Source organism: Paracandidimonas soli (assembly GCF_004342005.1).
GTDB lineage: Bacteria > Pseudomonadota > Gammaproteobacteria > Burkholderiales > Burkholderiaceae_B > Paracandidimonas > Paracandidimonas soli.
Genome location: NZ_SMBX01000004.1, coordinates 181677 through 207152, shown reverse-complemented (window position 1 = coordinate 207152; position 25476 = coordinate 181677). Strand labels below are relative to the sequence as shown.

The window sequence follows — 25476 nt, the reverse complement described above, 5'->3', positions numbered from 1 at the left end:
GCCCCCGTTGCATTGAAACACCAGATGCCACGCCATATTCTGGCGAACCGCGTTCTCAGTAGCCGACCGTGAACCGTTGACGGGAATGCGCCGGATGCTCGATCTCATCGACCAGGGCAACGGCATAATCCTCATAGGAAATATGGCTGCCCTGCTCCGTGCTCAGCAGCGCATCCTGCCCCAGGCGGAAGTTGCCTGTACGCTCGCCAGGTCCGAACATGGCCGATGGCGAAATAAACACCCAATCCAGCTCGCTTTCCTTTCTTAGCTCATCCAGGAACGCCGCGCCGCGCAAGGCTTCCTCGCGATAGGCTTCGGGGAAGTCCGGCTGATCGACCAGGCGCTTGCCCGGTGCGATTTCCAGGCTGCCGGCGCCGCCGACCACCAGATAGCGTTTGACCCCGGAGGCGCGCACAGCCTCGATCAGTGCGCTCGGCTCGATCCCCGCAAATCTGACCGCGCTTATCACGACATCATGCCCGGCAAGCAGCCGGGCCAGGCCGCCCTGATCAGCCGCATCGCCCTGAATGGCAGCCACGCCTGGAAAGCCGGCGATTTTTTCAGGATGACGGGCAATCGCAGTGACCGTATGGCCGCGATCCGAGAGTTCTTTCAGAAGGCGCGAGCCCACTGCGCCAGAGGCACCTATCAATGCAATGCGAGACATATCAATTCCTTGTGTGGTTAAATCAAGACCAAGTCATAAAAATAGACTGTAAAACAAATGCTATACAGATTTCGCGACTCTGCCAAGAAGTCACGCCACACTTACTCAGTCACACCGAGATGACCAATACCAGCCTTGTTCCCCCACCGAAACCCGGCGCATCACGCATCGATGAAGACATGGAAATGCAGGACCAGCCTTGCCCGATCCGGGATGTGCTGGACCGCATTGGCGATCAATGGAGTTTGCTGATCCTTCAGGCGCTCGCGCAGCGCACGCTGCGCTTCAACCAGCTCAGCCGCGAGATCGATGACATCTCCCGGCAAATGCTTTCACGTACGCTCAAGCGGCTGGAGACGGACGGCTTTGTGCGCAGGACACTGTTCGCCGAAGTACCGCCGCGCGTGGAATACACATTGACGGAACTCGGCCGGTCATTCCTGTCGCCCATGCAGGCGCTGGTGGAATGGGCCGACACGCATCATGCGCAGATCCGCCAGTCCCGCAGGCAGGCCCGCGACATCGCTTCCGACTCCTGAAGGACAAGGCGGCCGCCAATGCACTGCCAAAAAATACCCCCACGCTGCGCCTTCGGCTTGCTGCCCCCCCAAGGGGGCGCTTTTTGCCTAGGGAGCGGCCCGGCGGCAAAAAGGCCTGCATTGCGCAGGCCATCGAAACAACTCAGGCGGCAACGACAATGAATCAGACGGTCGCTACGGACTCCGCGGACTGCCGCGTCAGCAATGCCATAAGATGGGCAAGCTCTTTGCGCATCTGGCGGCGATCCACCACCATATCGATCGCCCCCTTCTCCAGCAGGAACTCGGAACGCTGGAAGCCGGGCGGCAGTTTTTCGCGCACCGTCTGCTCGATCACGCGCGGACCGGCAAAACCGATCAGCGCCTTGGGCTCGGCCATGACCACATCGCCCATGAAGGCGAAGCTGGCGGACACGCCCCCCATGGTGGGATCGGTCAGCACGCTGATGAAAGGAAGCCCGGCCGCCGACAGGCGGGTCAGCATGGCATTGGTCTTGGCCATCTGCATGAGCGAGAGCAGGCTTTCCTGCATGCGCGCGCCGCCGGACGCCGAAACGCAGATGAACGGCGTGCGGTTATCGATGGCTTCCTGGACGCCGCGCGCAAAGCGCTCGCCCACGACGGAGCCCATGGAACCGCCCATGAATTCGAACTCGAAGCAGGCCAGCACGGCGGGCACGGACAAAATGCGTCCGCTGACCACCACCAGCGCTTCGGTTTCGCCGGTCTGCTTGACCGCTTCGGAAACACGTTCCGGGTACTTGCGCGAATCCCGGAATTTCAGCGGGTCTACCGGACGGGTCGTGGCGCCGATTTCCACGCGGCCCTCTTCGTCGAGCAACGCATCGATGCGAGCCCTCGCTCCGATACGCATATGATGGCTGCATTTCGGGCAGACATTCAGCGTGGCCTTGAGATCTTCCTTGTAGAGGACCTCTTCGCAGGCGGGGCACTTGACCCACAGCCCCTCCGGCACCCTGCGGGAGCCATTGTCCGTGCGATTGATACGCGGAGGGAGTAGTTTTTCAATCCAGCTCATAATTCTGTTTCCGTCAGTCGCATGCGCATCATGCGGTACGTTCAATGATTCAGCAGGTCTGATCCAAGGCTGCCCGGATTCCGCCCAGCCATGACGCGGCAGCCTGCGCCGCAGCCGCATCCTTTGCGGCCTGATCGTCTCCCGGGATACTGCCAACCGCTTCTTCCATGACCTGGATCAGCTTGCTGCCGATGACGACGGCATCGGCCACGCTCGCCAGCCTGCGCGCGCTTTCGGCGTCCCGGATGCCGAAGCCGACGCCTACCGGAATCGAGACATGTCGGCGGATGGCCTGCAGACGTCCGGCCACCTCGTCGGTATCCAGATTGCCCGCGCCGGTAACGCCGCGCAGGGATACATAATATACATAGCCCCGGGCCATCCGCGCCACCTGGCGGATGCGATCGTCCGTGGACGTGGGCGCCAGCAGGAAGATCGGGTCAATGCCGGCCTTGCCCAGAAGCGCGGCGAACTCGACGCTTTCCTCGGGGGGATAATCGACGACCAGCAGGCCGTCGACGCCGGCCTGCTGCGCGCGGCCGACGAAGGCTTCCTGACCCATGCGCTCGATGGGATTGGCATAGCCCATGAGGACGACGGGCGTCGTCTGGTTGTCGCGGCGGAAGTCGGCGACGATTTCCAGGACCTGCGCCAGGCCGGTTCCGTTGGCGATGGCGCGTTCGGCGGCCTTCTGGATGACTGGACCGTCGGCCATAGGGTCGGAAAACGGCACGCCCAGCTCGATGACATCGGCCCCGGCGCGCACCATGGCATGCATCAGCGGTACAGTAGCGGTCAGGGAAGGATCTCCCGCCGCGACATAGGGGATGAGAGCGGTGCGCCCCTGCAATCCTGCAAAGGCGGCCTGCAGGCGCGGATTCGAAGAACTCATGATGTTTCCTTGCGTCCTTACAGGGTGATGCCGCTGAAATCGGCGACCGTATGCATGTCCTTGTCTCCGCGGCCCGACAGATTGACCAGGATGATCTTGTCGGCCGGCAACGTAGGAGCCAGCTTGGCCGCGTAGGCCAGTGCGTGCGAGGACTCCAGCGCGGGCATGATGCCTTCGGTGCGGCAGCAGGTATGGAATGCGTCCAGCGCTTCCTGGTCGGTAATGCCTTCGTAGGCGACCCTGCCCGAATCCTTGAGCCACGCATGTTCCGGCCCGACGCCGGGATAATCCAGGCCGGCGGAAATGGAGTGGGTTTCCTGGATCTGGCCGTTGTCGTCCTGCAGCACGTAGGTACGGTTGCCATGCAGCACGCCCACGGCGCCACGGGTCAGCGAGGCCGAATGCCTGCCGCTGTCCAGCCCTTCGCCGGCAGCTTCGATGCCGATCAGGCGGACATCCGCATGATCGATATAGGGGTGGAAAATGCCGATGGCGTTGGATCCGCCACCCACCGCGGCCACGATCACGTCGGGCTGCCGCCCCGCGGCCTCGGGCATCTGCGTGAGGCATTCCTTGCCAATGATGCTCTGGAAATCGCGCACCATCATCGGATACGGGTGCGGGCCCGCCGCCGTGCCGATGATATAAAACGTATTGTCCACGTTCGTAACCCAGTCGCGCATGGCTTCGTTCAGGGCGTCCTTGAGGGTGCGTGAACCGGAATCGACCGGCACGACCGTGGCGCCCAGCAGCTTCATGCGGTAGACGTTCGCCGCCTGGCGCCGAACGTCTTCGCTGCCCATATAGACGATGCACTCGAGCCCGTAGCGCGCGGCCACCGTGGCGCTTGCCACGCCGTGCTGGCCCGCGCCGGTTTCGGCGATGATGCGCGGCTTGCCCATGCGGCGCGCCAGCAGGATCTGTCCGATACAGTTGTTGACCTTGTGCGCCCCTGTGTGGTTCAGGTCTTCGCGCTTGAACCAGATCTGCGCCCCGCCCAGTTGCTCCGACCAGCGGCGCGCGTGGTATACGGGGCTGGGACGACCAACGAAATGCTTCAGCTCGTACGTGAACTCGCGCAGGAACTCAGGATCGTTGCGGTATTTCTCGTAGGCGTCGCGCAGTTCGTCCAGCGCGTGGACGAGCGTTTCGGCGGCGAAAGAACCGCCATAACGGCCGAAATGGCCCTGCTTATCGGGCAGATTGTAAGTTTCCAAGATTGCCTCGAATGATACGTCCGATGCCATGATACAGACACAAACGTTCGGAATAATCAGGCATTTTACCAGTGTGCGGCTATCTTGGCAGTGCCGTCCCGGCCTTCCCTCATTGGACAAATTCGCCGGACGCCACTAAATTGCCGGTTAAGACCCCATCCGCGCGCATCATGACAGCCCCTGCCGGCAATACCGCTTCCCAGCAATCCTCCTCCACGCACATGCCGCAAGCCGGCGGCTTCGAGGGCCTGAGCCCCGGAAACGCCGAATACCGGCAGGCCGGACTGGCGCTGTTCCTCGTGGGGTTCTCGTCTTTCGCGCTGATCTATTGTGTCCAGCCCCTGTTGCCGGCGTTTGCCGCCAGTTTCAACGTCAGCCCCGCATCCAGTTCGCTGGCGCTGTCGCTGACCACCGGCCTGCTCGCCATTTCCATCGTCCTGGCGGGCGCATTCTCGCAGGCCCTGGGACGGCGCGGCATGATTTTCGGATCCATGCTGATGGCCGCCGTCCTGAACATCATTGCTTCCCTGCTGCCCAGCTGGCACGGCCTGCTGGCCGCCCGCGCCCTCGAAGGCCTGGTGCTGGGCGGCGTGCCCGCCATCTCCATGGCCTGGCTGGCCGAGGAGATACATCCCTCCCACCTGGGCCGCAGCATGGGACTGTACGTGGCCGGCACGGCCTTCGGCGGCATGGCCGGACGGGTGGGCATGGGGCTGGTGGCAGAAATCACATCCTGGCGCATCGCCATGTTCCTGCTGGGCATCATGTGCCTGGCATGCGCCATCGCATTCTGGAAGCTGCTGCCTCCATCACGCAACTTCATCCTGCGGCCCGGCTTCAGCCTGGAGTTCCACCTGCGCGCCTGGAAGCAGCACCTGCGCAATCGCGGCCTGCTGCGCATCTACGCCATCGGCTTCCTGATCATGAGCGTTTTCGTCGCACTGTTCAACTACGCGACTTTCCTGTTGTCGGGCGCTCCCTACCATTTCAGCCAGACCGTCATCAGCCTGATCTTCCTGGTGTACGGGTTCGGCGTCGTTTCATCTTCCGTGGCCGGCACGCTGGCCGACCGCTACGGACGGCGGCGCCTGCTGATGGCCGGCCTGGCCCTGATGCTCGGCGGCGTCCTGCTGACCCTGCTGGGCCCGTGGCCCGCCATCGTGGGCGGCATCGCCGTGCTGACTACGGGGTTCTTCATCGCCCACGCCGTCGCCAGCAGCGCGGTCGGCCCGCAGGCGGGCGGCAACAAGGGGCATGCCGCCTCCCTGTATCTGCTCTTCTACTACCTGGGATCCAGCATCATCGGCTCCGCCGGCGGCTGGGTATGGGAGCACGGAGGCTGGGTCGCCGTCGTCGCCATGACGGCGGCGCTGACCATGCTCGGCATGCTGCTTGCGCTGAAAACCAGGGACACGCGAGCGCCGGCCTGAACACGCGCCCACGCGCAAGCCCCGGCCTTCAGGCCGAGGTCAAGCGAGGCAGTGTTCATGCGGCGCCTCAGACCCCCCCGTATCGCGGCGAGGAATCTCCCGGCCTCAGGCGGGGGCGGTCCACGCCTCATTCATCGCCTTTCAGCGCCCTGGCCACAGTCTTTGCGTTGTGCTCGATCATGCCGATGTAGGTACCCTCCACCGTACCCGGCTCTCCCATGGCGTCGGAAAACAGCTCGCCGCCTATCACCACCTTGTGCCCGCGCGCGGCAGCGCCCTCGATCAGCGCCCGGATGTTCTGGTCCGACACGGAAGACTCCACGAAAATGGCCTTGATCCTGCGCTCGACCAGCAGCTTCACCAGCGCCTCCACGCGATGCAGGCTGGCCTCGCTCTCGGTGGAAATACCCTGGATCCCCAGGACCTCGTAGCCGTTGGCCCGGCCGAAATAGCGGAAGGCGTCGTGCGCCGTCACCAGGACGCGATCCTTTTCCGGGACGGACTGCAGCAGCGTCTTGACCCGCCCCTCCAGCGCCGATACCTCTTCGGAATAGCGCTTTGCGTTGGCTTCGTAGACCTCCCTGCCCTCGGGATCGGCTTCGATCAGCGTATCGCGCGCCCGGGCGATGACGAACTGCCAGAGCGCAGGATCCATCCATACGTGCGGATCGGACAGCGCCTTGTCATCCTCGTCGCCGAGCAGCCTGTCCTTCGGGATGGCTTCCGCCAGGGCCTCGACACGCTTGCGGCGGGCCAGGTCATGGAACAGCGACTCCAGCTGCGCCTCCAGACGCAGGCCGTGCCAGACGACGAGATCCGCGCGCGTCAGCCTGGCGATATCACTGCGCGTCTGCCGGTAGGTATGCGGATCCACTCCGACTCCCATCAGGGTCGTGACCTTGACGCGCTCCCCTCCGACCTGCCGGACCGTATCGCCGAGCATGCCTGTGGTCGCCACGACATTCAGCGTTTTGTCCTGCGCCGAGGCGGCAGTGCCGAAACCCGCCGCCAGCAGAAGCGCGGCCGCCGCGGAACGACCAAGCCAGGCATGAAAAGATCGTCGAGTCGTCATCATAGCTTTCCTGTGTTTTGTCTCGAATGGAGGATTGGAGGGCGTGAAGCCCAAAGAATATAGCAATTGCTATATTTTTCCAATCCTTTTGATGGAAATGCGATCAAGTTGCATTTGGATGCAACTCAGGCAGCCTCCGGAAAGGCAAATTCTTGTGTATTTTTCTCCCCGTTTTTCTCCAGTCTTGGTAAGATAGCGTCTATGCCGATTATCAACATATAGTGTCCGGCCACATCACCAACCGCTGTATATTGTTGGTTTTCCTAATCCGCTTATCTTGCATCGAACTACGCTATGTCGTTCATTTTTCAGGAAAACCGCCGGACACTCGCCTATCGGCAAACACTGTTTTCATGGTGCGCATCGTCGCAAATGTGCCGCAACAACCGCGCGCTGCCACCCGCCCGTTTCATCGAAGCCAGCCGCGCCACGGGCGCGGCTGCGCCGTACAGAACCACCCGCAAGGACGTTTCATGACGAAATACGAACAAATGAAAGTCACCAAGCGCGACGGCCGCCTGGAGCCGATCAACCTGGACAAGATCCACCGCGTGATCGACTGGGCTGCCAAAGGCCTGAACAATGTGTCCGTGTCGCAGGTCGAACTGCGCTCGCACATCCAGTTCTACGACGGCATCCGTACGGACGACATCCACGAAACCATCATCAAGTCGGCTGCCGACCTCATTTCCGAGGAAACGCCCGACTACCAGTACCTGGCCGCCCGCCTCGCGATCTTCCACCTGCGCAAGATCGCCTACGGCGATTTCGAGCCGCCGCACCTGCGCGAGCACGTGCGCAAGCTGACCGCCATGGGCAAGTACGACGAGCACCTGCTGGCCGACTATTCCGAAGCCGAATACGACGAGATCAACGGCTACATCGACCACTGGCGCGACATGAACTTCTCGTACGCCGCCGTCAAGCAGCTGGAAGGCAAGTACCTGGTGCAGAACCGCGTCACCAAGCAGATCTTCGAAAGCCCCCAGTTCCTGTACATCCTGGTGGCCATGAGCCTGTTCTCGAAGTACCCGGCCGATACCCGCCTGGGCTACATCAAGCGCTTCTATGACGCCGTCTCGCAGTTCAAGATCTCCCTGCCCACGCCCATCATGTCGGGCGTGCGCACGCCCACGCGCCAGTTCAGCTCGTGCGTGCTGATCGAGTGCGGCGACAGCCTGGACAGCATCAACGCCACCACCAGCGCCATCGTCAAGTACGTATCGCAGCGCGCCGGCATCGGCATCAACGGCGGCCGCATCCGCGCCCTGGGCAGCGAAATCCGCGGCGGCGAGGCGCAGCACACCGGCTGCATCCCGTTCTACAAGATGTTCCAGGCCGCCGTGAAATCGTGCTCGCAAGGCGGCGTACGCGGCGGTGCGGCCACGCTGTTCTACCCCTTGTGGCACCTGGAAGTCGAATCGCTGCTGGTGCTCAAGAACAACCGCGGCGTCGAGGAAAACCGCATCCGCCACCTGGACTACGGCGTGCAGATCAACCGCCTGCTGTACCAGCGCCTGATCAAGGGCCAGCAGATCACGCTGTTCTCGCCGCACGACGTGCCCGGCCTGTACGATGCCTTCTTCGCCGACCAGGACGAGTTCGAGCGCCTGTACGTGCAGTACGAAAGCGATCCGTCCATCCGCAAGCGCACCCTGCCCGCCACCGAACTGTTCTCGCTGGTCATGCAGGAGCGCGCCGGCACGGGCCGCATCTACATCCAGAACGTGGACCACTGCAACACGCACAGCCCCTTCGATCCGGCCGTCGCCCCCGTGCGCCAGTCGAACCTGTGCATGGAAATCGCGCTGCCCACCAAGCCGCTGAACGACGTCAACGACCCCGACGGCGAAATCGCGCTCTGCACGCTGTCCGCCATCAACCTGGGCGCGCTGGAATCGCTGGACGAGCTCGAAGGCCTGGCCGACCTGGCCGTGCGCGCGCTCGACGCCCTGCTCGACTACCAGGACTACCCCGTCCGCGCCGCCTTCAACGCCACGGAGAAGCGCCGTTCGCTGGGCGTAGGCGTCATCAACTACGCCTACTACCTGGCCAAGAACGGCACGCGCTATTCCGACGACGCCGCCATCGGCCTGACGCACCGCACCTTCGAAGCCATCCAGTACTACCTGCTGAAGGCTTCCATGCAGCTGTCGCGCGAATACGGCTCCTGCAAGGCCTTCGACGAAACCACGTATGCCAAGGGCATCCTGCCGATCGACACCTACAAGAAGGATATCGACGCGTACTGCAAGGAGCCCCTGCACCTGGACTGGGAGTCCCTGCGCCGCGACATCCAGCAGTACGGCCTGCGCAACTCCACGCTGACCGCGCTGATGCCCTCCGAAACCTCCAGCCAGATCGCCAACGCCACCAACGGCATCGAGCCGCCGCGCGGCCTGGTGTCGGTCAAGCAGTCCAAGGACGGCATCCTGCGCCAGGTGGTGCCCGAGTTCGAGCGCCTGAAGGACCAGTACGAACTGCTCTGGAAAATGCCCAACAACGACGGCTACCTCAAGCTGGTCGGCGTCATGCAGAAGTTCGTGGACCAGTCCATCTCGGCCAACACAAACTACGACCCGCAGCGCTTCGAGGGCGGCCGCGTTCCGATGAAGCAACTGCTCAAGGACCTGCTGCAGGCCTACAAGTACGGCGTCAAGACGCTGTACTACCACAACACGCGCGACGGTGCGGAAGACGCCAGTGCCGAAGCGGAGGATGACGGCTGCGCCGGCGGCGCATGCAAGATCTGACGCCATACGCGCGGATCATGCTTCCCAGCCGCTTGCCGGGCCCGATCGGCAGGCAAGCGGCGCCAACGTAACATCTGACGGCAACCCACTATGTCATACAGCATCTTTTCCCGGAACGACAACGACCAGCTCAAGGAACCCATGTTCTTCGGGCAGCCCGTCAACGTCGCACGCTATGACCAGCAGAAATATCCCATCTTCGAGAAGCTGATCGAAAAACAGCTGTCATTCTTCTGGCGCCCGGAAGAAATCGACATCTCGCAGGACCGCATCGACTACCAGAACCTGCCGGATCACGAAAAGCACATCTTCATCAGCAACCTCAAGTACCAGACGCTGCTGGACTCCATCCAGGGACGCAGCCCCAATGTCGCGCTGCTGCCGCTGGTTTCCATTCCCGAGCTCGAGACCTGGGTGGAAACCTGGGCGTTCTCGGAAACCATCCACTCGCGCTCGTACACGCACATCCTGCGCAACATCGTCAACGATCCATCCGTCATCTTCGACGACATCGTCAAGAACGAGAACATCAAGCTGCGCGCCAACGACATCGCCTCGTACTACGATGATCTCATCGAGCAGACCATGCTGTATTCTCAGCTCGGCCCGGGCACCCACGAGATCAACGGCAAGACCGTCGTCGTCGACCTGCGCAACCTGAAGAAGCTGCTCTACCTGTGCCTGATGAGCGTCAACATCCTGGAAGCGATCCGTTTCTACATCAGCTTCGCCTGCTCGTTCGCCTTCGCGGAACGCAAGCTGATGGAAGGCAATGCCAAGATCATCCGCCTGATCGCGCGCGACGAGGCGCTGCACCTGACCGGCACGCAGCATATTCTCAACATCCTGCGCTCCGGCGCCGACGACCCCGACTTCGCCGGGATCGCCGCCGAGGTCCATCAGGAATGCTTCGACATGTTCCGCGACGCGGCCGAGCAGGAAAAGCGCTGGGCGGACTACCTGTTCCGCGACGGCTCCATGATAGGCATGAACAAGGACATCCTGTGCCAGTACGTGGAGTACATCACCAATATCCGCATGGCAGCCGTAGGCCTGCAGCCCGCCTTCCCCGACGCCAAGCACAATCCGCTGCCGTGGATGAACACCTGGCTCGCATCGGACACCGTGCAGGTCGCCCCCCAGGAAGTGGAGCTCAGCTCCTATCTCGTCGGCCAGATCGACGCCGAAGTCTCTGCCGACGACCTGAACGACTTTGAACTATGAGCGTCGTCATCACCAGGGACAAGCAGTTCAATCTGCTGCCCGGGGAAACGCTGCTCGAAGGCCTCGAACGCACGGGGCATGATGTCGAATACCAATGCCGCAGCGGCTACTGCGGCATGTGCCGCCTGGAACTCATGGACGGCGAGGTCAGTTATGCCTCGCCTCCGCTGGCTTTCGTCGGCCCCAACGAGATCCTTCCCTGCTGCTGCGAGCTCAATGGCGCCGTAGCCGTGGACTGCCATCTGCGCGCCGACCTGGACAGCCAGGGCGAACTGTTCCCGACCGATCTGTTCGACCTGCAGGCAACCTCGAAGGCATAGGCCACGCGGACGGATCCTCCGCAATAACAACCCTTCCCCTGGATATCCCCATCACAGCAATCCGCGGGATTGCACCATAATAGCCATTGCCGCACTCCCGCTGCCGCCCCCATGGGCGGCCGGCGCGATGCCTCCGTATCATCCATAGCAAGTCAAGCGAGACACCATGAAACTATCGAGCACCCTTCGCGTCCTGGCATTGGCCAGCACCCTCGGCATCGTCTTCCCCGCCGCCCAGGCCCAGGACGCCTGGCCCTCCAAGCCGATCACCTTCGTCATTCCCTATGCCGCCGGCGGCTTCGCCGACACCCGCATGCGCCTGATCGCCCGTGAGCTGGCCGACGAGCTGGGCGCCACCATCGTGGTGGAAAACAAGGCCGGCGCCGGCGGCGTCATCGGCACCGCCCACATCGCCAAGGCCAAGCCCGACGGCTACACCATCGGCAGCGGCCACCTGGCTCCGCTGGCGGTCAACCCCACCCTGGTGCCCAAGACGGTTTCCTACAACGTCAAGACCGACCTGACGCCCATCGTCCTGGTCGAGGAAGCGCCGCTGATCCTGAACGTGAACAACAGTCTGCCGGTCAAGACCGTCAGGGACCTGATCGAACTGGCCAAGAAGGATCCGGACTCCATCACTTTCGGCTCTTCCGGCGTGGGCGGCGCGCACCATCTGTCGGGCGAGCTGTTCGCCCACGAGGCTGGCGTCAAGATGTCGCACGTGCCCTACAAGGGCGGCGCTCCCGCAGCCACCGACCTGATGGCCGGCCATATCTCCATGATGTTCGAAATGGGCTATGCCGCCATGCCCGCCATCGAGTCGGGCAAGGTGCATCCCCTGGCCGTCACCAGCGCCCAGCGCCTGGCTCTGCTGCCAGACGTGCCCACCCTGGCCGAGTCCGGCCTGCCCGGCTTCGAGTCATACAACTGGCAAGGCATCATCGCCCCGGCCGGCATCCCCGCCGAAGTCGTGGCCAAGCTGAACGAAGCCACCAACCGCGTGCTGAAGAAGCCCGAAGTCGTCAAGGCATTCGATGCCACCGGCGGCCAGGTGGGCGGCGGAACTCCGGAAGACTTCGCCAAGTTCATCGACAGCGAGACCCGAAAATGGGCCGAGGTCATCAAGACCGCCAATATCTCGGCTGATTGATTCTCCGGATACAACTGCGCCGGCTGCCTGTGAAGAACCCCGGCCCCCGGGCCGGAGCTTTTCCGCTTCTAATTCGGAGGAGCCTGCGGCTCCAGATGGAAACCGCCCCGCCTGACCTCGCCGCGAACGGCGAGGCTTGCGCGTTGGCGCGTGGTCACGGGAGCGGGCTATCTACAATGCATCACTCCAGCGAAATATTCGCCTTTTTCGCAACTTCGCTCCACTTCCGGATATCGTCGCGACGGAACTGCTCCAGCTCCTCCGGCGTGGAGCCGATGATTTCCGCCCCCAACCCGGATAAAGTCTTTATCACTTCAGGATCTTTCAGTACGTCCGCCAATACCTGCGAAAACCTATCGACGATAGCCTTGGACGTGCCGCTGGGCGCGAATACCGCATTCCACTCATAGGCCTCGAAGCCCTCGATGCCGGATTCGGCAAGCGTGGAGATATCCGGCAACGCGCTGGAACGTGTCCTGCCGCCCAACGCGATTGGCCGCATTTTCCCGGACTTGATGTGGGGAATGGAAGACCCCAGGCTGGCGAACATGAGCGGCACCTGCCCGGACATGACATCGACCATGGCCGGACCGCCTCCCTTGTAGGGAACATGAATCAACCTGGTTCCAGCCGACAGATTGAACAGTTCCGTCGCCAGATGCGTGGACGAACCGGGACCGCTCGACGCGTAATGGATATCGTCGCGCTCGCGTCCGAGCTTGACCAGATCCTGGACGGATTGCACTTCATCATACGAAGGCGTCACGACAACAACCGTCGGCACACGCAGCAGCAGAGACACCGCATCCAGGTCCGCCAGGGTATCGAACTGCATATTGCTGCGCAGCGCCGGATTCTGCGTATGGTTTGATGCATCCAGAAGAAATGTATAACCATCCGGCTTGGCGCGCGCTACCGCTGCGCCTCCGATCATGCCGCCCGCGCCGCCACGGTTGTCCACCACTACGGTCTGCCCCAGCTTCTCACCTAGCCGGGGAGCGATGATGCGCGCCACGGCATCGACTGTCCCGCCCGGAGGATAAGAAACCACCAAAGTAACGGTCCGCGTCGGCCAATCAGCAGCGGCAGCCGCCGCTGCGCCTGCCATCAATAGGATCCCCGCCGCCAGGCGGGCCGTCATGGAATGCAGCATTCGCATCTTGTTCATCGAAATCTCCTGACACCTGTGTAGTTATGAAAATACCTGCATGAATCTCCGAGACGCTCCATGCAGGAGTTCTTCCGCGACAGCCTTGGGCGTCGCTCCCGCCGAAATCCGGCCTGAACATCAACCGGACGAGCGCTCCGGCAACGCTTGAAATCCAAACAATTCCGCCGGGCTGCTGACCAGAATCCGCTCGCGGTCTTCCGCCTCCGGCACCCATTCATCCAGCCATTGCCTGGATCGCGCATATCCCGCAACCTGCCGATTCTCGGTATGCGGCCAATCACTTCCCCAAAGCAGGCGCCGCGGACCGAAAGACTGCAGCAGCAATCGGGCAAGCGCCGTGGAACGCAGGCCAGCATTTCCATCCTCGGGCTTCCAGGTACGGTACGAAGCCGAGAGCTTTACCCACACCCGGCCTTCGGATGCCTGCGACAGCAGATAACGAAAACCAGGATCCTCTTCGCCTGCAACGGGGTCCGGCCTGCCGAAATGGTCGACCACCACATGGCCACCGGTTTTCAAGATATGGGGGATGAGCAGCGGAAGATCCGCGGCTGCGCGGTGAACTTCCACGTGCCAGCCACGCGCGGCCACCCGACTCAACAAAGACCGCCATTGCGTATTTCCCAGTTCGGGCAGCGGCAGTCCTACGAGATTCAGGCGAATTCCCACCACTCCAGCAAGGGCTAGGCGATCTAGTTCGTCCTCTGTGCATGCGGCATCCACGACAGCCACGCCGCGCAAGCGCTCCGGATGCGACGCCAGCGTCTGAAGCATGTAGCTGTTGTCGGTGCCAAGAAAACTTGGCTGCACCAACACGCCGAACTGCACACCCGCGTTGTCGAGATGCGCAAGATAATCCTGCGGCAATGCGTCGAAATCCGGGCTGTGCCTGCGGTCCGGCTTCATGGGGAGGTCATGGCGGAAAACATGCGCATGCGTATCAACGCTTCCCGCTATCTGAAAAATACCGCTCTTCGCCACTTTGTCCGCTCCTGAACCGGCATGCCCCGTCCACAGGCTTCAGTACCTGCATTTGCGCCGGGGCACGACATCTTCTGGAAATTATAGGTAGCGGATATATAATGATCTATTATAAAAATAATAATCTTTCATATACATTCAATATGGATTTTTCCATATGGAAACACGCCACCTGCGCTACTTCCTGGCCGTCATAGACCATGGCAGCATCACCACGGCGGCCCATCAGTTGGGCATCGCCCAGCCCGCGCTGAGCCAGACCCTGGCGCGCATGGAAAAAGACCTTGGCGTGCGGCTTTTCATCCGCAGCAGGCGCGGCGCGGCCCCCACTCCCGCCGCCCTGGCCATCCTGGATGATGTGCGCATCAGCCTGGCGCGCCTGGACGCGGCGCAACAGCGCGCCGTCCAGATATCCCGGGGCCATGCGGGCCAATTGACCATCGGCTTGGTGTCATCCGCGCTGTTCGGTTGCCTGCCCAAGGCCATGCGCGCGCTGCGCGAGCAGGCGCCGAATGTCAAACTTATCCTGAAGGAAATGAGCAATGCGGAACAAGCCGAGGCACTGCGTGATGGCACGATAGACCTGGGGTTGATGCACACCCCGGTCGCCATCGGAGGCAGCCACATGCGCGAACGGCTCATCAAGGAAGAGCGTCTTCTGGCGGCGGTTCCCGCAGAGTTCGATATTGACGAAGACGGAACGACCACGCTCCAGGACATTTCCAGCTCCGGGCTTGTCATGTTTCCGGACAGCCAGCTGCCCGCTTTCAATGCCGGAATACTGGATGCCATTCGCAAGGCGGGCTACCGCACGGAAGTCCATCAGCATGCCAACCGCACGCTGACCATCCTGGCTTGCGTCGCCTCCGGCGCAGGCGTTGCGCTACTGCCAACCTGGATCCGGACGATGAACTTCGAAGGTGTGCGCTTTTGCGATGTGCGCGATGGGCAGACGCTTCCTGGATTCAACCTCAGCGCCATCTGGCCCGCCAGGTCGCAACCGACATTGGCGGATTTGTTCGCTTCGCTGGATTTCTAAGGGAAACGGACAGCGCGATCAGCCGCGTCCGCCGCCCAGCAGAACGCCGACCGAGCGCTTGGGCGCAACTGTGGACGGCCTGGACGCCGGAGTTTTTCCAGCGGACGACGATGGCGCGCTGGAAGGCTCGTAGGGCTTGAAGAAGAAGTCGTCCACCGGGCGGGACGGCGCGGGCTCGTAGCGGGAGGATCCGTGGCGGCGGTCGCGGTCATGCGAGGAACTGCGCTGCCTGGGCAGCTTGGGCACGGACAGCGTGCCGCGCGGCACCTTGGCCTTGATCAGCTTTTCGATATCGAGCAGGAAACGCTCTTCGTCGGGCGTGTAGAGCGCGATGGCCTCGCCCGAAGCACCGGCACGGCCAGTGCGGCCGATGCGGTGCACGTAGTCCTCGGCGTTGAACGGCAGATCGTAGTTGATGACGCACGGCACGCCGGCCACATCCAGCCCGCGGGCGGCCACGTCGGTCGCCACCAGGACTTCGAGATCGCCGGCCTTGAAGGCTTCAAGCGCCTTCATGCGGTCGGCCTGGCTCTTGTCTCCATGGATGGACTCGGCCTTGACGCCGTCCTGAATCAGTTGGCGTGCCAGGCGCCCCGTGCCGATCTTGGTATTGGAGAACACGATGACCTGGTTCAGCCCCTTGGACTTGACCAGATGCACCACCGCCGCCCGTTTGTCCTCGCTGGACATGGGATAGGCGATCTGCGTGACGGTATCCGCCGTGGCATTGTTGGCCGCCACGGAGATTTCCACGGGATTCGTCAGGAAGCTGCGCGCCAGCTTGCGGATCTCGTTGCTGAAGGTGGCCGAAAACAGCAGCCCCTGGCGCTGAGCCGGCAGCAGCCGTACGATGCGATCCAGATCCGGCAGGAAGCCCATGTCGAGCATGCGGTCGGCTTCGTCGAGGACCAGCACGTTCACCTGGCCGAGGTTGACGTTTTTCTGTTCGACATGATCCAGCAGCCGGCCCGGCGTCGCGATCAATATCTCGCAGCCGCGGCGCAAGGCTTCTTTTTGAGGCCCGATATCCACGCCGCCGAACACCACGGCCGAGCGCAGGGGAATATGCTTGGCGTAACGGATGACGTTGTCCGACACCTGATCGGCCAATTCGCGAGTCGGCGTCAGGATCAATGCGCGCACAGGATGGCGCGCCGGAGACGCGCTGGTATTGGCGAACTGCATGAGCCTGTGCAGGATGGGCAGCGTGAACGCCGCCGTCTTGCCCGTGCCTGTCTGGGCGGCGCCCATGACGTCGCGGCCGTTGAGGACGACCGGAATGGCCTGCGCCTGGATCGGCGTTGGCGTGGTGTAGCCTGTTTCGGCGATGGCCGTCAGAATATTCGGATGCAGACCGAAATCAGCGAATGTCGTGGCGGTAGCGGTATCTGGTGTAGTAGAAGTCATTGAGTCGTTGGCGCCCTGGCAGGAGGTCTCCCGCCGAGCATTGATAACCCGTACATTTTAGCGCACCGCCCGGTCGGGCCACGGTGAAAGCCCTTGCCGCGCCTGCCAAGTGTCGTTAAAAGTCCACGATTTATCCGCCAAATCCGCTGAAAAACAGGCGCAAGCCCCAGAAAACGGCCATGCCCACCACGATGACCAGAATCGCGTTCCTGGTACGCAGGCAGACGAATATGGCCACCAGGGAAGCCAACAACTGGTCCGCGGCAATGGTCATGGTGCCGCCCGGCGCCAGCGGCAGCATGCCCGGGACGATGATGGCCGCCAGCGCGGCGGCGGGCGCGTAGCGCAATGCACGTCGCACGCCTTCGCTCAGAGGCACATGATCACCGAACAGGAAGAAGCCCACCCGAGTAAGGACGCTGCATAGCAGCAGCATCGCGATGACGGCGAGAATATAGGGATCGAATGCGTCGCTGCTCATCGCGATTTTCTCCTCGTGCCATATTGCTCCGCCATGACGCCCGCCGCCACGGCGGCCAGCACGGCCGCCACCAGTCCGAGCCGCAACGGCAGCAGTTGCCCGAACCATGCCACGACGCTGGCCACCGTGACGGCGATCACCATTGGCCGCGTCGTCACCAGCGGCACGACAATGGCCAGCAGCGCCAGCGTGGCGGCGAAATCCAGGGACCAGGATTCCGGCACCGTGGCGCCCAGGAATATGCCCGCAATCGAAGGTAACTGCCATCCGAACCAGGTCGTGGCGGCCGCTCCGCCATAGAACCAGCGCTGCTCGCTGCTGCCTTTGACGGGGTCATCGCCGAAGCGCTTCATGAAAATGACGAAAACGAGATCGCCATTGAAGAAGCCCGCCCACAGCCTGCGAGGCCAGGACAGGCTGCGGAAATACGGAAACATCGCCGCGCCGAAAATGACGAAGCGGATGTTCACCATCATTCCGGCGAGAAAGATGAGCCAGACGGGAGTTCCGCTCATGATCAGAGGCAGTGCCGTCAACTGCGCGGAACCCGCATAGACCACCAGCGACATCACAATCGCCTCGTATTGCGTCAAGCCCGCCTTGACCATGGCCACGCCGGTCACGAATCCCCAGAGCCCGACGGCAACCGTCGCCGGCGCAATAGCCTTTGCCCCATCGGCAAACCATTGCCTTTCCTGCAGGCCGGGCAAGCCTGGCCAATTTTTCACGAACACTTCCCCGCTCCCTTGCTTCAGCCTTGCGATGCGCAATCGGCAGACCATTGCGCAGCCCGTCCGCCCATTGCCATTTCGCATGCGAATTGTACGCAAATGCCCGGTTTGCCGCCTACGATCTTTCACAGCGCCGCGCTTGCTACAATAGCGCCAAATTCCAGGCAGCCTCGACGGGCGTGCCAAGGCACAGGGCTGGAAACCGTTGCGCAGCACGCTTCCCGTCCGCATTTCCTTCTCAGGATCCAACATGAGCCGTGTTTCCAACGTTGCAACCCCAAAGGACGAAGTCATCACCGTGAAAGGCGCCGACCTGCCGCTGTATTGCCCCGGCCCCCAGGCTCCGCTCTGGAGCATGCATCCCCGCGTCTATATCGACCTGTCCAAGGACGGCTCCGCCGCCTGCCCGTACTGTGGCGCAAAATACCGCCTGGAAGAAGGCGCCAAAGCGCACAGCCACTAAGCGACCAGAGCCGCCTTCCGTGACCGCGCAAGTCGATACCTCGCCATGTCCGGCGCCATTCTGGCTTCCGGGCGGGCACCTGCAGACACAATACAGTGCGCTGGTTGCGCGCCATCACCGTATTGCGTTCGTGCGCGAACGGGTCACGACGCCGGACGGCGATTTCGTCGACCTCGACTGGGCCGGCCCCGGCCTGTTCGCCGACCGTCTGGCATCCGGCGAGCTGGCCAAACTCGATCCCGGCCTGTCGGGTACCGCTGCGCACCGGTGGTTCACGGAAGAAGACTGGCCCACCCTGCCCAAGGTCGCCGACACTCCCGCGCTGATCCTGTTCCACGGACTGGAAGGCAGCAGCCGCAGCCACTACGCCCAGGCCATCGCCCAGCATTTCCGCGCGCGCGGCTGGGTCGTGATCATCGCCCACTTCCGCAGCTGTTCGGGATTTCCCAATCGCATGGCAAGGGCCTACTACTCCGGCGATTCCGCCGATGTCGCCTTCATGCTGTCCCATGCCCGCGAACGCCTGCCCAACGGCAAGTGGCATGCCGTGGGCGTATCGCTGGGCGGCAATGCCATGCTGCGCCTCCTCGGAGAAAACGCCGAAGCCTCGCAATGGCTCGCCGCCGCCGCGGCCGTCTCGGTTCCCATGGATCTCGTCGCCTGCGGCAATGCGCTGTCCAACACAACGATGGGCCGCCAGATCTATTGCCGCTACTTCCTGCGCACCATGCGCAGCAAGGTCATGGAAAAGGCCCGGCGCTTTCCCGGCGCCATCGATGTCTTGCGCCTCTCTCAGGCCAGGACGATACGCGACTTCGACGACTGCTACACAGCGCCGCTGCACGGCTACCTGAATGCGCTCGATTACTGGTCCCAGGCCTCCAGCCTGCCGCTGCTGCCATCCATCCTGACTCCCACGCTCATCCTGAACGCGCGCAACGATCCATTCGTCCCGGCGCCTTCGCTGCCGGGCAGCCGCGATGCCTCCGGCAGCGTGCTGCTGCACCAGCCCGCCCAAGGCGGCCATGCGGGGTTCACCACGGGAGGATTTCCCGGACACGTGGGCTGGCTGCCGCAGCGCATCGCGCGCTTTTTCGAGTCCGGGCAATAATGCTGCGCCTTTTGGCTGCTCCCTCCTGAAGCCGGGGGTTTCCCCGCTCCAATACGAGGGCTCCTACGGCACGGAATCGGCGGCGCGACAGCGGGTCAGGTCTTGAACCGCTTGAGCAGTTCCCTCTCCATATCCTGCCGCTCGCGCAATTCGCGGATGCGGGTATCCAGCTCCGACTGCAGATAAAAGTCGTCCGTCAGATTGCGTGCCTGGCGCAATTGCTGGACGGCGGTAGGCAGCGCGCCGACCATTTCGTAGTAGGTCGCCATGGTGCTCCTGGCCTTCACGGCCTCGCCCAGCCGCTCATAGCCCTGTGCCAGTCGTTCGTGGAATTGGGGCTCCTCCGGCCATTGTCCGACGCGCTCCTCCAGGAATGCAACGCCCTCGCCGTCCTTGCCGGCCTTCTGCAGGGCTTCGGCCAGCAGCAGGGCGACGCCCTGGCTCTGCGGCCAGTCGCGCCAGGCATCGCGGGCCATCTGCACGGCATCCGCTCCACGGCGCAGCGCAAGCTGTATCCGCATCTGCGCCATGTGCGGCGATTTCACCACCGACGCCTGCGCCAGCGCCTTGTCCGCGGCATCGAGTTCGCCGCGCACCAGTTCCGCATAGGCCAGGCCATACCATGCTGCGGCCTGCGCGGCGCCGCTGCGCGTGGACGCCTCATGCTGCAAGGTCTCGCGCACTTCGCGCTGCGACCTCGCATCCTTAGCCTGGATGACGCGCAGCTTGGCCCTGACGAACAGATAATCGCCACCGTCCTCGCGCGACTGCTGCGGCAGTTCGCGTACGCGGTTTTCGATATCGGACATGCGCTGCACCGACAGCGGGTGCGTGCTGTGATAGCCGCCGCCCGACATGCTCTCGTTCAGTCGCGAGACGCTCGACAGCCGCCCGAACATGCGCGCCATGCCGCGCGGGTCGAAGCCAGCCTTGCGCATCATCTCCAGCCCCAGCCGATCGGCCTCCTGCTCGGCCTGCCGCGAGAACCCCAACTGCTGATCTATGGCCGCCGCCTGCCCGAACGCCGCCACTCCCATGGCCAGGTCGCCGCTGCCGGCCATCGCCGCCAGCAGCGCAGCGGCAATGGAAGCCATCATGATGGTGTTGCTTTGCGAGCCCTGGGTCATGCCTCGGGCAATGTGACGCTGCGCCACGTGCGCGATTTCGTGCGCCACCACGGAGGCCAGCTCGGATTCGGACTCCGACTGCACGACCAGGCCGCTGTTGACGCCGACATAGCCGCCGGGCAGCGCGAAGGCATTGATCTGCGGATCCCGCACGCCGAACACCTGGACCGGCTGCCCAAGGCCCGAAGCCTGCCCCGACAGCTTTGCGCCCATCGCCGCCAGATACTGGCGAACATCCGGGTCGTTGATGTAAGTGGGGTCGCGCCTGCCCTGCTCCATGATGGCCTTGCCCAGCAAGGTTTCCAGCGCGGGCGACAGCTCGGTGGAGGAGGCCGCTCCCATGCTGGGAATGCCCGCCGGCTGGGCCTGCGGCAGGCCCGGCGCCAGGAGGCTGGACGACAACAGCACGGCCGTCGCCGAACGGCGCAGCCTGCGCCATGAGGATTCGATGCGGAAAGGTGAATCTGTGGTCATGCCATTACGATTCCAGTCGATGGAAATGGTTCCGTGTCCTGGGCACGATCCGCGCATGAACGACCGCGGACGATCCATGCGGAGGCCCGGCCCATGCCCTAGGAGGACGTCGCCGACGTCGCCGGCACTCCTTTGCCGGGCCTTCTCTTCTCCGGCAGGCGTCCCTTCCCGGACAGGCGCATCAAGGTGGCAAGGGCGTACAACAGGCCGAACACCTCCACGAAGCCCGCCAGCACCCACATGGTAAGGCCGCCAATGGCCTGGTCCGTGGTGGCGGACAATCCGGGAATGGCGCGGCCGCACAGGTCGAACAGAGGATACAGGTCACGCTCCGTGAATGTGATGACGGCCCCCGTGATCATCTGCGGGACCATCGTAATGACGGGCGACAGGATGCGGTAGCCCGGCGACATGGCGGCGGGCGGGCTGGGCCTGCGATCCAGGATGAGGTTCCAGTAGAGGAATCCGCTGATGACCACCGACCAGTTCATCAGGCGGTACAGCCGCCAGTCCAGCATGGAGTAGAACTGCACCGTCGGGATGAGAAAGCCCACGACCAGCACGACGAACGCCACCGGCACCAGGATCTTGTGCGTCAGCAGGTATTCCAGGAACCTTGCCGGGCGCGTCAGGCGCCAGTCCCGCAGCCGGATGCGCCAGGCCATGGGCAGGCCGGCCCGCATGACCTGCCCCGGATAGGCGCCCATGATCAACAGCGGCCCGAGGTGATGCAGCACCAGATGCTGCAGCCGGTGGGCGAAGAACAGGCGCTCCGCGTAGTAATCGACCCGCGTATGCATCGACAGGTAAAGAATGACCATGCCGGACCAGAACAGCCACTGGCGCGCGCGCGTCACGTGGTGCACGCCGGCGCCGCGCGCGAACAACCATGCCCCTGCGAAGAACAGCAGGAGAAAGGCCGGGGAAAACTCCCAGGGGATCAGCCAGGCCAGGACATCCATAGCGGCTCCGGATTACGAAAACGGGGGTGACGGCATGTGCCGTCCTAGTGTAAAGCATCGGCGCCCCGCCATCGCCGCACTCATATCGCCAGCCCGTCGAGCCAGCCCATGGCGGTATACACGTGCACCACGATCATGGCGATCCAGAAGACGAATACCGTGCCGCCGAGAAACGTGGTCAGGATGGCCACCAGCACCGGCCCCCATCCCGTCTCGTTCTTCCTTCCCGAGCCGGGGTTGTAGCGCCCGTCGAACCATTCGTCAGGCTTCAGCGCGAACACCAGCGCCTCGATGAAGCCATCCAGGATGGGAATGATCAGCGCCAGGAACGCCGGATTGTCCCACCAGCTGTCGAACGTCTGCGCCCAGGCCAGCATGCAGATGCTGAACAGGGCCGGCAGCCAGGCATGGCGCCTGCCGAGATACCACCAGTGCGCTCCGAACACGCCCAGCACGGAGGCAAGCAGCGCCGCCAGCAGCTTGCTGCGATGCGGCTGCCGCCGTCCGGCCCGGGATTGCGCAAGATTGTTTTCCGGCATGACGCGCACTGTCCTGGTCTCCTGTATTGTTTATGATGTGGGCATTGGCGCATTGTAGTAGAGACACTCCATGGACAGTTCCGTTTCCCTGCCCTCCGGCGACGCCGCCGATGGCTCAGCCTCCAGGCCCTCACGCCACTCCCGGCGGGAAGATGCCGCAATCCCCGGAGAGCACGCCGGGGCCGACGCGGCTTCGGTCTGCGCGGCCCAGGGCGGGATCCTGATTTCCGGCGCGGGGCCCGTAGGATGCTCCCTGGCGCTGCTGCTCGCCGCCGAATCCGCGGACCCCTCGCGTATCTGCCTGAGCGGCGTATTTCCGGCCGCCGGAGCGGCTGGCGGGGAGACGCGGCTCGATCCCCGCGCCCTGGCCCTGAACCATGGCAGCCGCGTGCTGCTGGAGCAATTGCGCGCATGGCCCGACAAGGCTGCCGACATACTGACTGTGCACGTATCCCAGCGCGGCCGGCTCGGCCGCACGCTGATCCGCCACGAAGAGCTGGGCGTGCCGCGCCTGGGCAGCGTCGTCACCTACGACGCCCTGTTCCGGACCCTGCACGAGGCAGTGCGCCGCAGCGGCATTCAACTGCATTCGGCCTCGCAGGATGCCCCCCCGCCCGAAGCGCAGTTGCGCGTGCAGTCCGATGGCGCCAGGCCCAAGGGGCTGCAGCGCACCTACGGCCAGCATGCCCTGCTCTGCACGGTGCAGGCCGGCCGGGCTCTGCCGCACTGGGCATTCGAGCGTTTCACCGCTCAAGGACCGCTCGCCCTGCTGCCCCATCCCGCACACGACGGCTGCTACAGCCTGGTGTGGTGCACCACGCCCGAACGGGCCGCCTCCCTTGCTGCCATGACAGCCGCCGATTTCGACGGTGCGCTGCAATCCATGTTCGGCGAGCGTCTCGGGCAATTGCGCAGCCTGGACGGGCGCACCGTATTTCCGCTGTCCCTGCACGCCGGTCCGGTGCTGCCGACGCCGGGAACCGTCGCCATCGGCAACGCCGCGCAAACGCTGCATCCGGTGGCGGGCCAGGGACTCAACCTGGGCCTGCGCGACGCGGCACAACTGACGCAGGCGCTGGCGCCGTGGCTGCGCAATCCCGCCCTGTCGCCCGAGCCCGCGCTGCGGCAGTATGCGCGCATGCGCCGCGCCGACCGCTGGCTGACCATGGGCATCACCGATACCTTGCCGCGCTTTTTCGCCACCCGCAACCCGCTGGTGCAGCACATGGGCGGCCTGGGCCTGCTGACGCTGGATCTTCTGCGCATCGCGCGAGCGCCGCTGGCATCCCAACTGCTGATGGGGCTGCGGGCCTAGCCCGGAAAATGTTTCAGGGATGATCCGCCCCGTTCCCGCGGCCGCGACGGGGTTAAAATCCCCGTCATGCGTATCGGCTCCTGGCAACTTCCCAACCGTGTTTTCGTCGCGCCCATGGCCGGCGTCACCGACCGTCCCTATCGCAGGCTCTGCAAGCAGCTGGGAGCCGGATACGCCGTATCCGAGATGGCGGCAAGCAATCCACGCCTGTGGGACAGCGTCAAGACATCCCGGCGCCTGGACCACGAGGGCGAGCCGGACCCGGTCGCCGTCCAGATCGCGGGAGCGGATCCGGGCATGATGGCCGAGGCGGCGCTCTTCAATATCCGCAAGGGCGCGCGCATCATCGACATCAACATGGGCTGCCCCGTCAAGAAAGTCTGCAACGTGGCTTCGGGCTCGGCGCTGCTGCGCGACGAGCCCCGCCTGCTGGCCATCCTGCGCAGCGTCGTGGACGCCTGCCGTCCGCTGGGCGTGCCCGTCACGCTGAAAACACGCACGGGCTGGGACGCTCAATCCCGCAACGCCATGCGCATCGGCCTTCTGGCCCAGGACATCGGCATCGCGGCGCTGACCCTGCACGGGCGCACCCGCTGCGACCACTACCAGGGCCAGGCGGAATACGATACCATCCGCGAAGTCAAGCAGGCGCTGGAAATCCCGGTCATCGCCAACGGCGATATCGATTCGCCCGAGAAAGCGCGCTTCGTCCTGGATTACACTAACGCCGATGCCGTCATGATCGGACGCGCCGCGCAGGGCCGCCCCTGGATCTTCCGGGAAGTCGCCCATTACCTGGAAACAGGCCGGCACCTGGCTCCGCCCACCTACGGCGAACTGCGCGACTGCCTGACCGGGCACCTGGAAGACCACTACCGTTTCTATGGCGAGACGACCGGCGTGCGTTCGGCGCGCAAGCACATCGGCTGGTACATGGCCAATGTGCCCGATGGCGGCAGCCTGCTGCCCGCCATCAACCGGGCTGAAAGCACCGGCGAGCAGATGTCGGCCATCCTGCGGTGGTTCGACAGCCATGACGAGCATACGGCGGCTGGCGGCAGTCCTGAACCACAAGTGGCGGCCGCCTGAACAAGACAGAATACAGAGAAGAGAAGCTATCCATCACCATGAATAAACCAACCATTTCCTCCCTGGAACTCTGCGTACGGGAACGCCTGGACGACTACTTCAAGGATCTGGGCGACGCCGAGCCCAACGATATGCTCGCCATGGTCGTGAACCGGGTCGAAGGCATCGTCGTGGACGTCGCTCTCGAACGCGCCCAGGGCAACCAGACCAAGGCCGCCCAGATGCTGGGCATCACCCGCAGCACCCTGCGCAAGAAAATCCAGATGCATCACCAGCACTGAAC

26 protein-coding genes are annotated in these 25476 nt (G+C 63.5%); 13 read left to right on the top strand and 13 right to left on the bottom strand.

What is annotated here, in order from left to right:
- Positions 1-55: 55 nt before the first annotated feature.
- Positions 56-667, bottom strand: coding sequence for an NAD(P)-dependent oxidoreductase (locus EV686_RS10195; RefSeq protein WP_132476592.1), 612 nt, complete (start codon positions 665-667; stop codon positions 56-58).
- Between the two features lie 119 nt (positions 668-786).
- Here EV686_RS10195 and EV686_RS10190 point away from each other — a divergent pair, with 119 nt between their 5' ends.
- Positions 787-1206: a winged helix-turn-helix transcriptional regulator gene (locus EV686_RS10190; RefSeq protein WP_132476589.1), complete on the top strand. Its 420-nt coding sequence runs from the start codon at positions 787-789 to the stop codon at positions 1204-1206.
- Positions 1207-1369: 163 nt separating this feature from the next.
- Here EV686_RS10190 and accD read toward each other — a convergent pair whose 3' ends face one another.
- From accD to trpB, 3 genes are read right to left on the bottom strand one after another with little or no spacing between them, the layout of a single operon-like run.
- Positions 1370-2245 carry an acetyl-CoA carboxylase, carboxyltransferase subunit beta gene (gene accD, locus EV686_RS10185; RefSeq protein ID WP_132476585.1) on the bottom strand — a complete coding sequence of 292 codons (876 nt, stop codon included), beginning with the start codon at positions 2243-2245 and terminating at the stop codon, positions 1370-1372.
- Positions 2246-2294: 49 nt separating this feature from the next.
- Positions 2295-3137 carry a tryptophan synthase subunit alpha gene (gene trpA, locus EV686_RS10180; RefSeq protein WP_132476582.1) on the bottom strand — a complete coding sequence of 281 codons (843 nt, stop codon included), beginning with the start codon at positions 3135-3137 and terminating at the stop codon, positions 2295-2297.
- Positions 3138-3154: 17 nt separating this feature from the next.
- Positions 3155-4384 (bottom strand): tryptophan synthase subunit beta, encoded by a 1230-nt coding sequence (trpB, locus tag EV686_RS10175; protein WP_207901734.1) that lies wholly within the window; start codon positions 4382-4384, stop codon positions 3155-3157.
- A gap of 140 nt (positions 4385-4524) precedes the next feature.
- On the opposite strand from trpB, the gene EV686_RS10170 reads away from it, so the two are divergent.
- Positions 4525-5784: an MFS transporter gene (locus EV686_RS10170; protein ID WP_132476576.1), complete on the top strand. Its 1260-nt coding sequence runs from the start codon at positions 4525-4527 to the stop codon at positions 5782-5784.
- A gap of 127 nt (positions 5785-5911) precedes the next feature.
- On the opposite strand, the gene EV686_RS10165 is transcribed toward EV686_RS10170, so the two are convergent.
- A complete protein-coding gene (locus tag EV686_RS10165) occupies positions 5912-6859 on the bottom strand; it encodes a metal ABC transporter solute-binding protein, Zn/Mn family (RefSeq protein WP_132476573.1) in 948 nt (315 codons plus the stop codon).
- A 291-nt stretch (positions 6860-7150) separates the two neighbouring features.
- Here EV686_RS10165 and EV686_RS18585 point away from each other — a divergent pair, with 291 nt between their 5' ends.
- The 5 genes from EV686_RS18585 (at position 7151) to EV686_RS10145 (ending at position 12303) form a co-directional block, all read left to right on the top strand.
- Positions 7151-7333 (top strand): hypothetical protein, encoded by a 183-nt coding sequence (locus EV686_RS18585; RefSeq protein WP_165972569.1) that lies wholly within the window; start codon positions 7151-7153, stop codon positions 7331-7333.
- On the top strand, positions 7330-9609 hold the full coding sequence (nrdA, locus tag EV686_RS10160) for a class 1a ribonucleoside-diphosphate reductase subunit alpha (RefSeq protein ID WP_132476570.1): 2280 nt from the start codon (positions 7330-7332) through the stop codon (positions 9607-9609). The genes EV686_RS18585 and nrdA overlap by 4 nt, the downstream gene beginning before the upstream one ends.
- Positions 9610-9699: 90 nt before the next feature.
- On the top strand, positions 9700-10833 hold the full coding sequence (nrdB, locus tag EV686_RS10155) for a class Ia ribonucleoside-diphosphate reductase subunit beta (protein ID WP_132476567.1): 1134 nt from the start codon (positions 9700-9702) through the stop codon (positions 10831-10833).
- Complete coding sequence (gene yfaE / locus EV686_RS10150) at positions 10830-11153, top strand: class I ribonucleotide reductase maintenance protein YfaE (RefSeq protein ID WP_132476564.1); 324 nt, start codon at positions 10830-10832, stop codon at positions 11151-11153. The genes nrdB and yfaE overlap by 4 nt, the downstream gene beginning before the upstream one ends.
- A gap of 166 nt (positions 11154-11319) precedes the next feature.
- Positions 11320-12303, top strand: coding sequence for a Bug family tripartite tricarboxylate transporter substrate binding protein (locus EV686_RS10145; protein ID WP_132476561.1), 984 nt, complete (start codon positions 11320-11322; stop codon positions 12301-12303).
- 181 nt (positions 12304-12484) lie between these two features.
- Here the strand turns inward: EV686_RS10145 and EV686_RS10140 are convergent, their stop codons facing one another.
- Positions 12485-13462, bottom strand: a complete 978-nt coding sequence (locus EV686_RS10140) for a tripartite tricarboxylate transporter substrate binding protein (RefSeq protein WP_132476928.1) — start codon at positions 13460-13462, stop codon at positions 12485-12487.
- 129 nt (positions 13463-13591) lie between these two features.
- On the bottom strand, positions 13592-14455 hold the full coding sequence (locus EV686_RS10135) for an amidohydrolase family protein (protein ID WP_279389463.1): 864 nt from the start codon (positions 14453-14455) through the stop codon (positions 13592-13594).
- A gap of 157 nt (positions 14456-14612) precedes the next feature.
- Here EV686_RS10135 and EV686_RS10130 point away from each other — a divergent pair, with 157 nt between their 5' ends.
- Positions 14613-15494 carry a LysR family transcriptional regulator gene (locus EV686_RS10130; protein WP_132476555.1) on the top strand — a complete coding sequence of 294 codons (882 nt, stop codon included), beginning with the start codon at positions 14613-14615 and terminating at the stop codon, positions 15492-15494.
- Between the two features lie 18 nt (positions 15495-15512).
- On the opposite strand, the gene EV686_RS10125 is transcribed toward EV686_RS10130, so the two are convergent.
- The 3 genes from EV686_RS10125 to EV686_RS10115 all read right to left on the bottom strand — a co-directional run bounded on the left by EV686_RS10125 (position 15513) and on the right by EV686_RS10115 (position 18110).
- Positions 15513-16901 carry a DEAD/DEAH box helicase gene (locus EV686_RS10125; RefSeq protein ID WP_132476552.1) on the bottom strand — a complete coding sequence of 463 codons (1389 nt, stop codon included), beginning with the start codon at positions 16899-16901 and terminating at the stop codon, positions 15513-15515.
- A 130-nt stretch (positions 16902-17031) separates the two neighbouring features.
- The gene (locus EV686_RS10120) at positions 17032-17382 is read right to left on the bottom strand and encodes an AzlD domain-containing protein (RefSeq protein ID WP_132476549.1); all 351 of its coding nucleotides are present in this window, start codon (positions 17380-17382) and stop codon (positions 17032-17034) included.
- Positions 17379-18110: an AzlC family ABC transporter permease gene (locus EV686_RS10115; protein ID WP_377748148.1), complete on the bottom strand. Its 732-nt coding sequence runs from the start codon at positions 18108-18110 to the stop codon at positions 17379-17381. The genes EV686_RS10120 and EV686_RS10115 overlap by 4 nt, the downstream gene beginning before the upstream one ends.
- A gap of 253 nt (positions 18111-18363) precedes the next feature.
- On the opposite strand from EV686_RS10115, the gene EV686_RS10110 reads away from it, so the two are divergent.
- Complete coding sequence (locus tag EV686_RS10110; RefSeq protein WP_132476543.1) at positions 18364-18576, top strand: zinc-finger domain-containing protein; 213 nt, start codon at positions 18364-18366, stop codon at positions 18574-18576.
- A gap of 19 nt (positions 18577-18595) precedes the next feature.
- A complete protein-coding gene (locus EV686_RS10105; RefSeq protein ID WP_132476540.1) occupies positions 18596-19687 on the top strand; it encodes a YheT family hydrolase in 1092 nt (363 codons plus the stop codon).
- 95 nt (positions 19688-19782) lie between these two features.
- Here the strand turns inward: EV686_RS10105 and EV686_RS10100 are convergent, their stop codons facing one another.
- The 3 genes from EV686_RS10100 to EV686_RS10090 all read right to left on the bottom strand — a co-directional run bounded on the left by EV686_RS10100 (position 19783) and on the right by EV686_RS10090 (position 22789).
- Positions 19783-21288 (bottom strand): M48 family metalloprotease, encoded by a 1506-nt coding sequence (locus tag EV686_RS10100; RefSeq protein WP_243650834.1) that lies wholly within the window; start codon positions 21286-21288, stop codon positions 19783-19785.
- Between the two features lie 98 nt (positions 21289-21386).
- The gene (locus EV686_RS10095; RefSeq protein WP_132476537.1) at positions 21387-22250 is read right to left on the bottom strand and encodes a cytochrome c oxidase assembly protein; all 864 of its coding nucleotides are present in this window, start codon (positions 22248-22250) and stop codon (positions 21387-21389) included.
- An 80-nt stretch (positions 22251-22330) separates the two neighbouring features.
- Positions 22331-22789: an NINE protein gene (locus tag EV686_RS10090; RefSeq protein WP_132476534.1), complete on the bottom strand. Its 459-nt coding sequence runs from the start codon at positions 22787-22789 to the stop codon at positions 22331-22333.
- A gap of 70 nt (positions 22790-22859) precedes the next feature.
- Between EV686_RS10090 and EV686_RS10085 the strand changes: the two genes are divergently transcribed.
- The 3 genes from EV686_RS10085 to EV686_RS10075 all read left to right on the top strand — a co-directional run bounded on the left by EV686_RS10085 (position 22860) and on the right by EV686_RS10075 (position 25474).
- Positions 22860-24104, top strand: coding sequence for an FAD-dependent monooxygenase (locus EV686_RS10085; RefSeq protein ID WP_132476531.1), 1245 nt, complete (start codon positions 22860-22862; stop codon positions 24102-24104).
- A 66-nt stretch (positions 24105-24170) separates the two neighbouring features.
- Positions 24171-25193 (top strand): tRNA dihydrouridine synthase DusB, encoded by a 1023-nt coding sequence (gene dusB / locus EV686_RS10080; RefSeq protein WP_132476528.1) that lies wholly within the window; start codon positions 24171-24173, stop codon positions 25191-25193.
- Positions 25194-25231: 38 nt separating this feature from the next.
- Entirely contained in the window at positions 25232-25474 is a 243-nt protein-coding gene (locus EV686_RS10075) for a helix-turn-helix domain-containing protein (protein WP_132476525.1), read from the top strand.
- Positions 25475-25476: the final 2 nt, after the last annotated feature.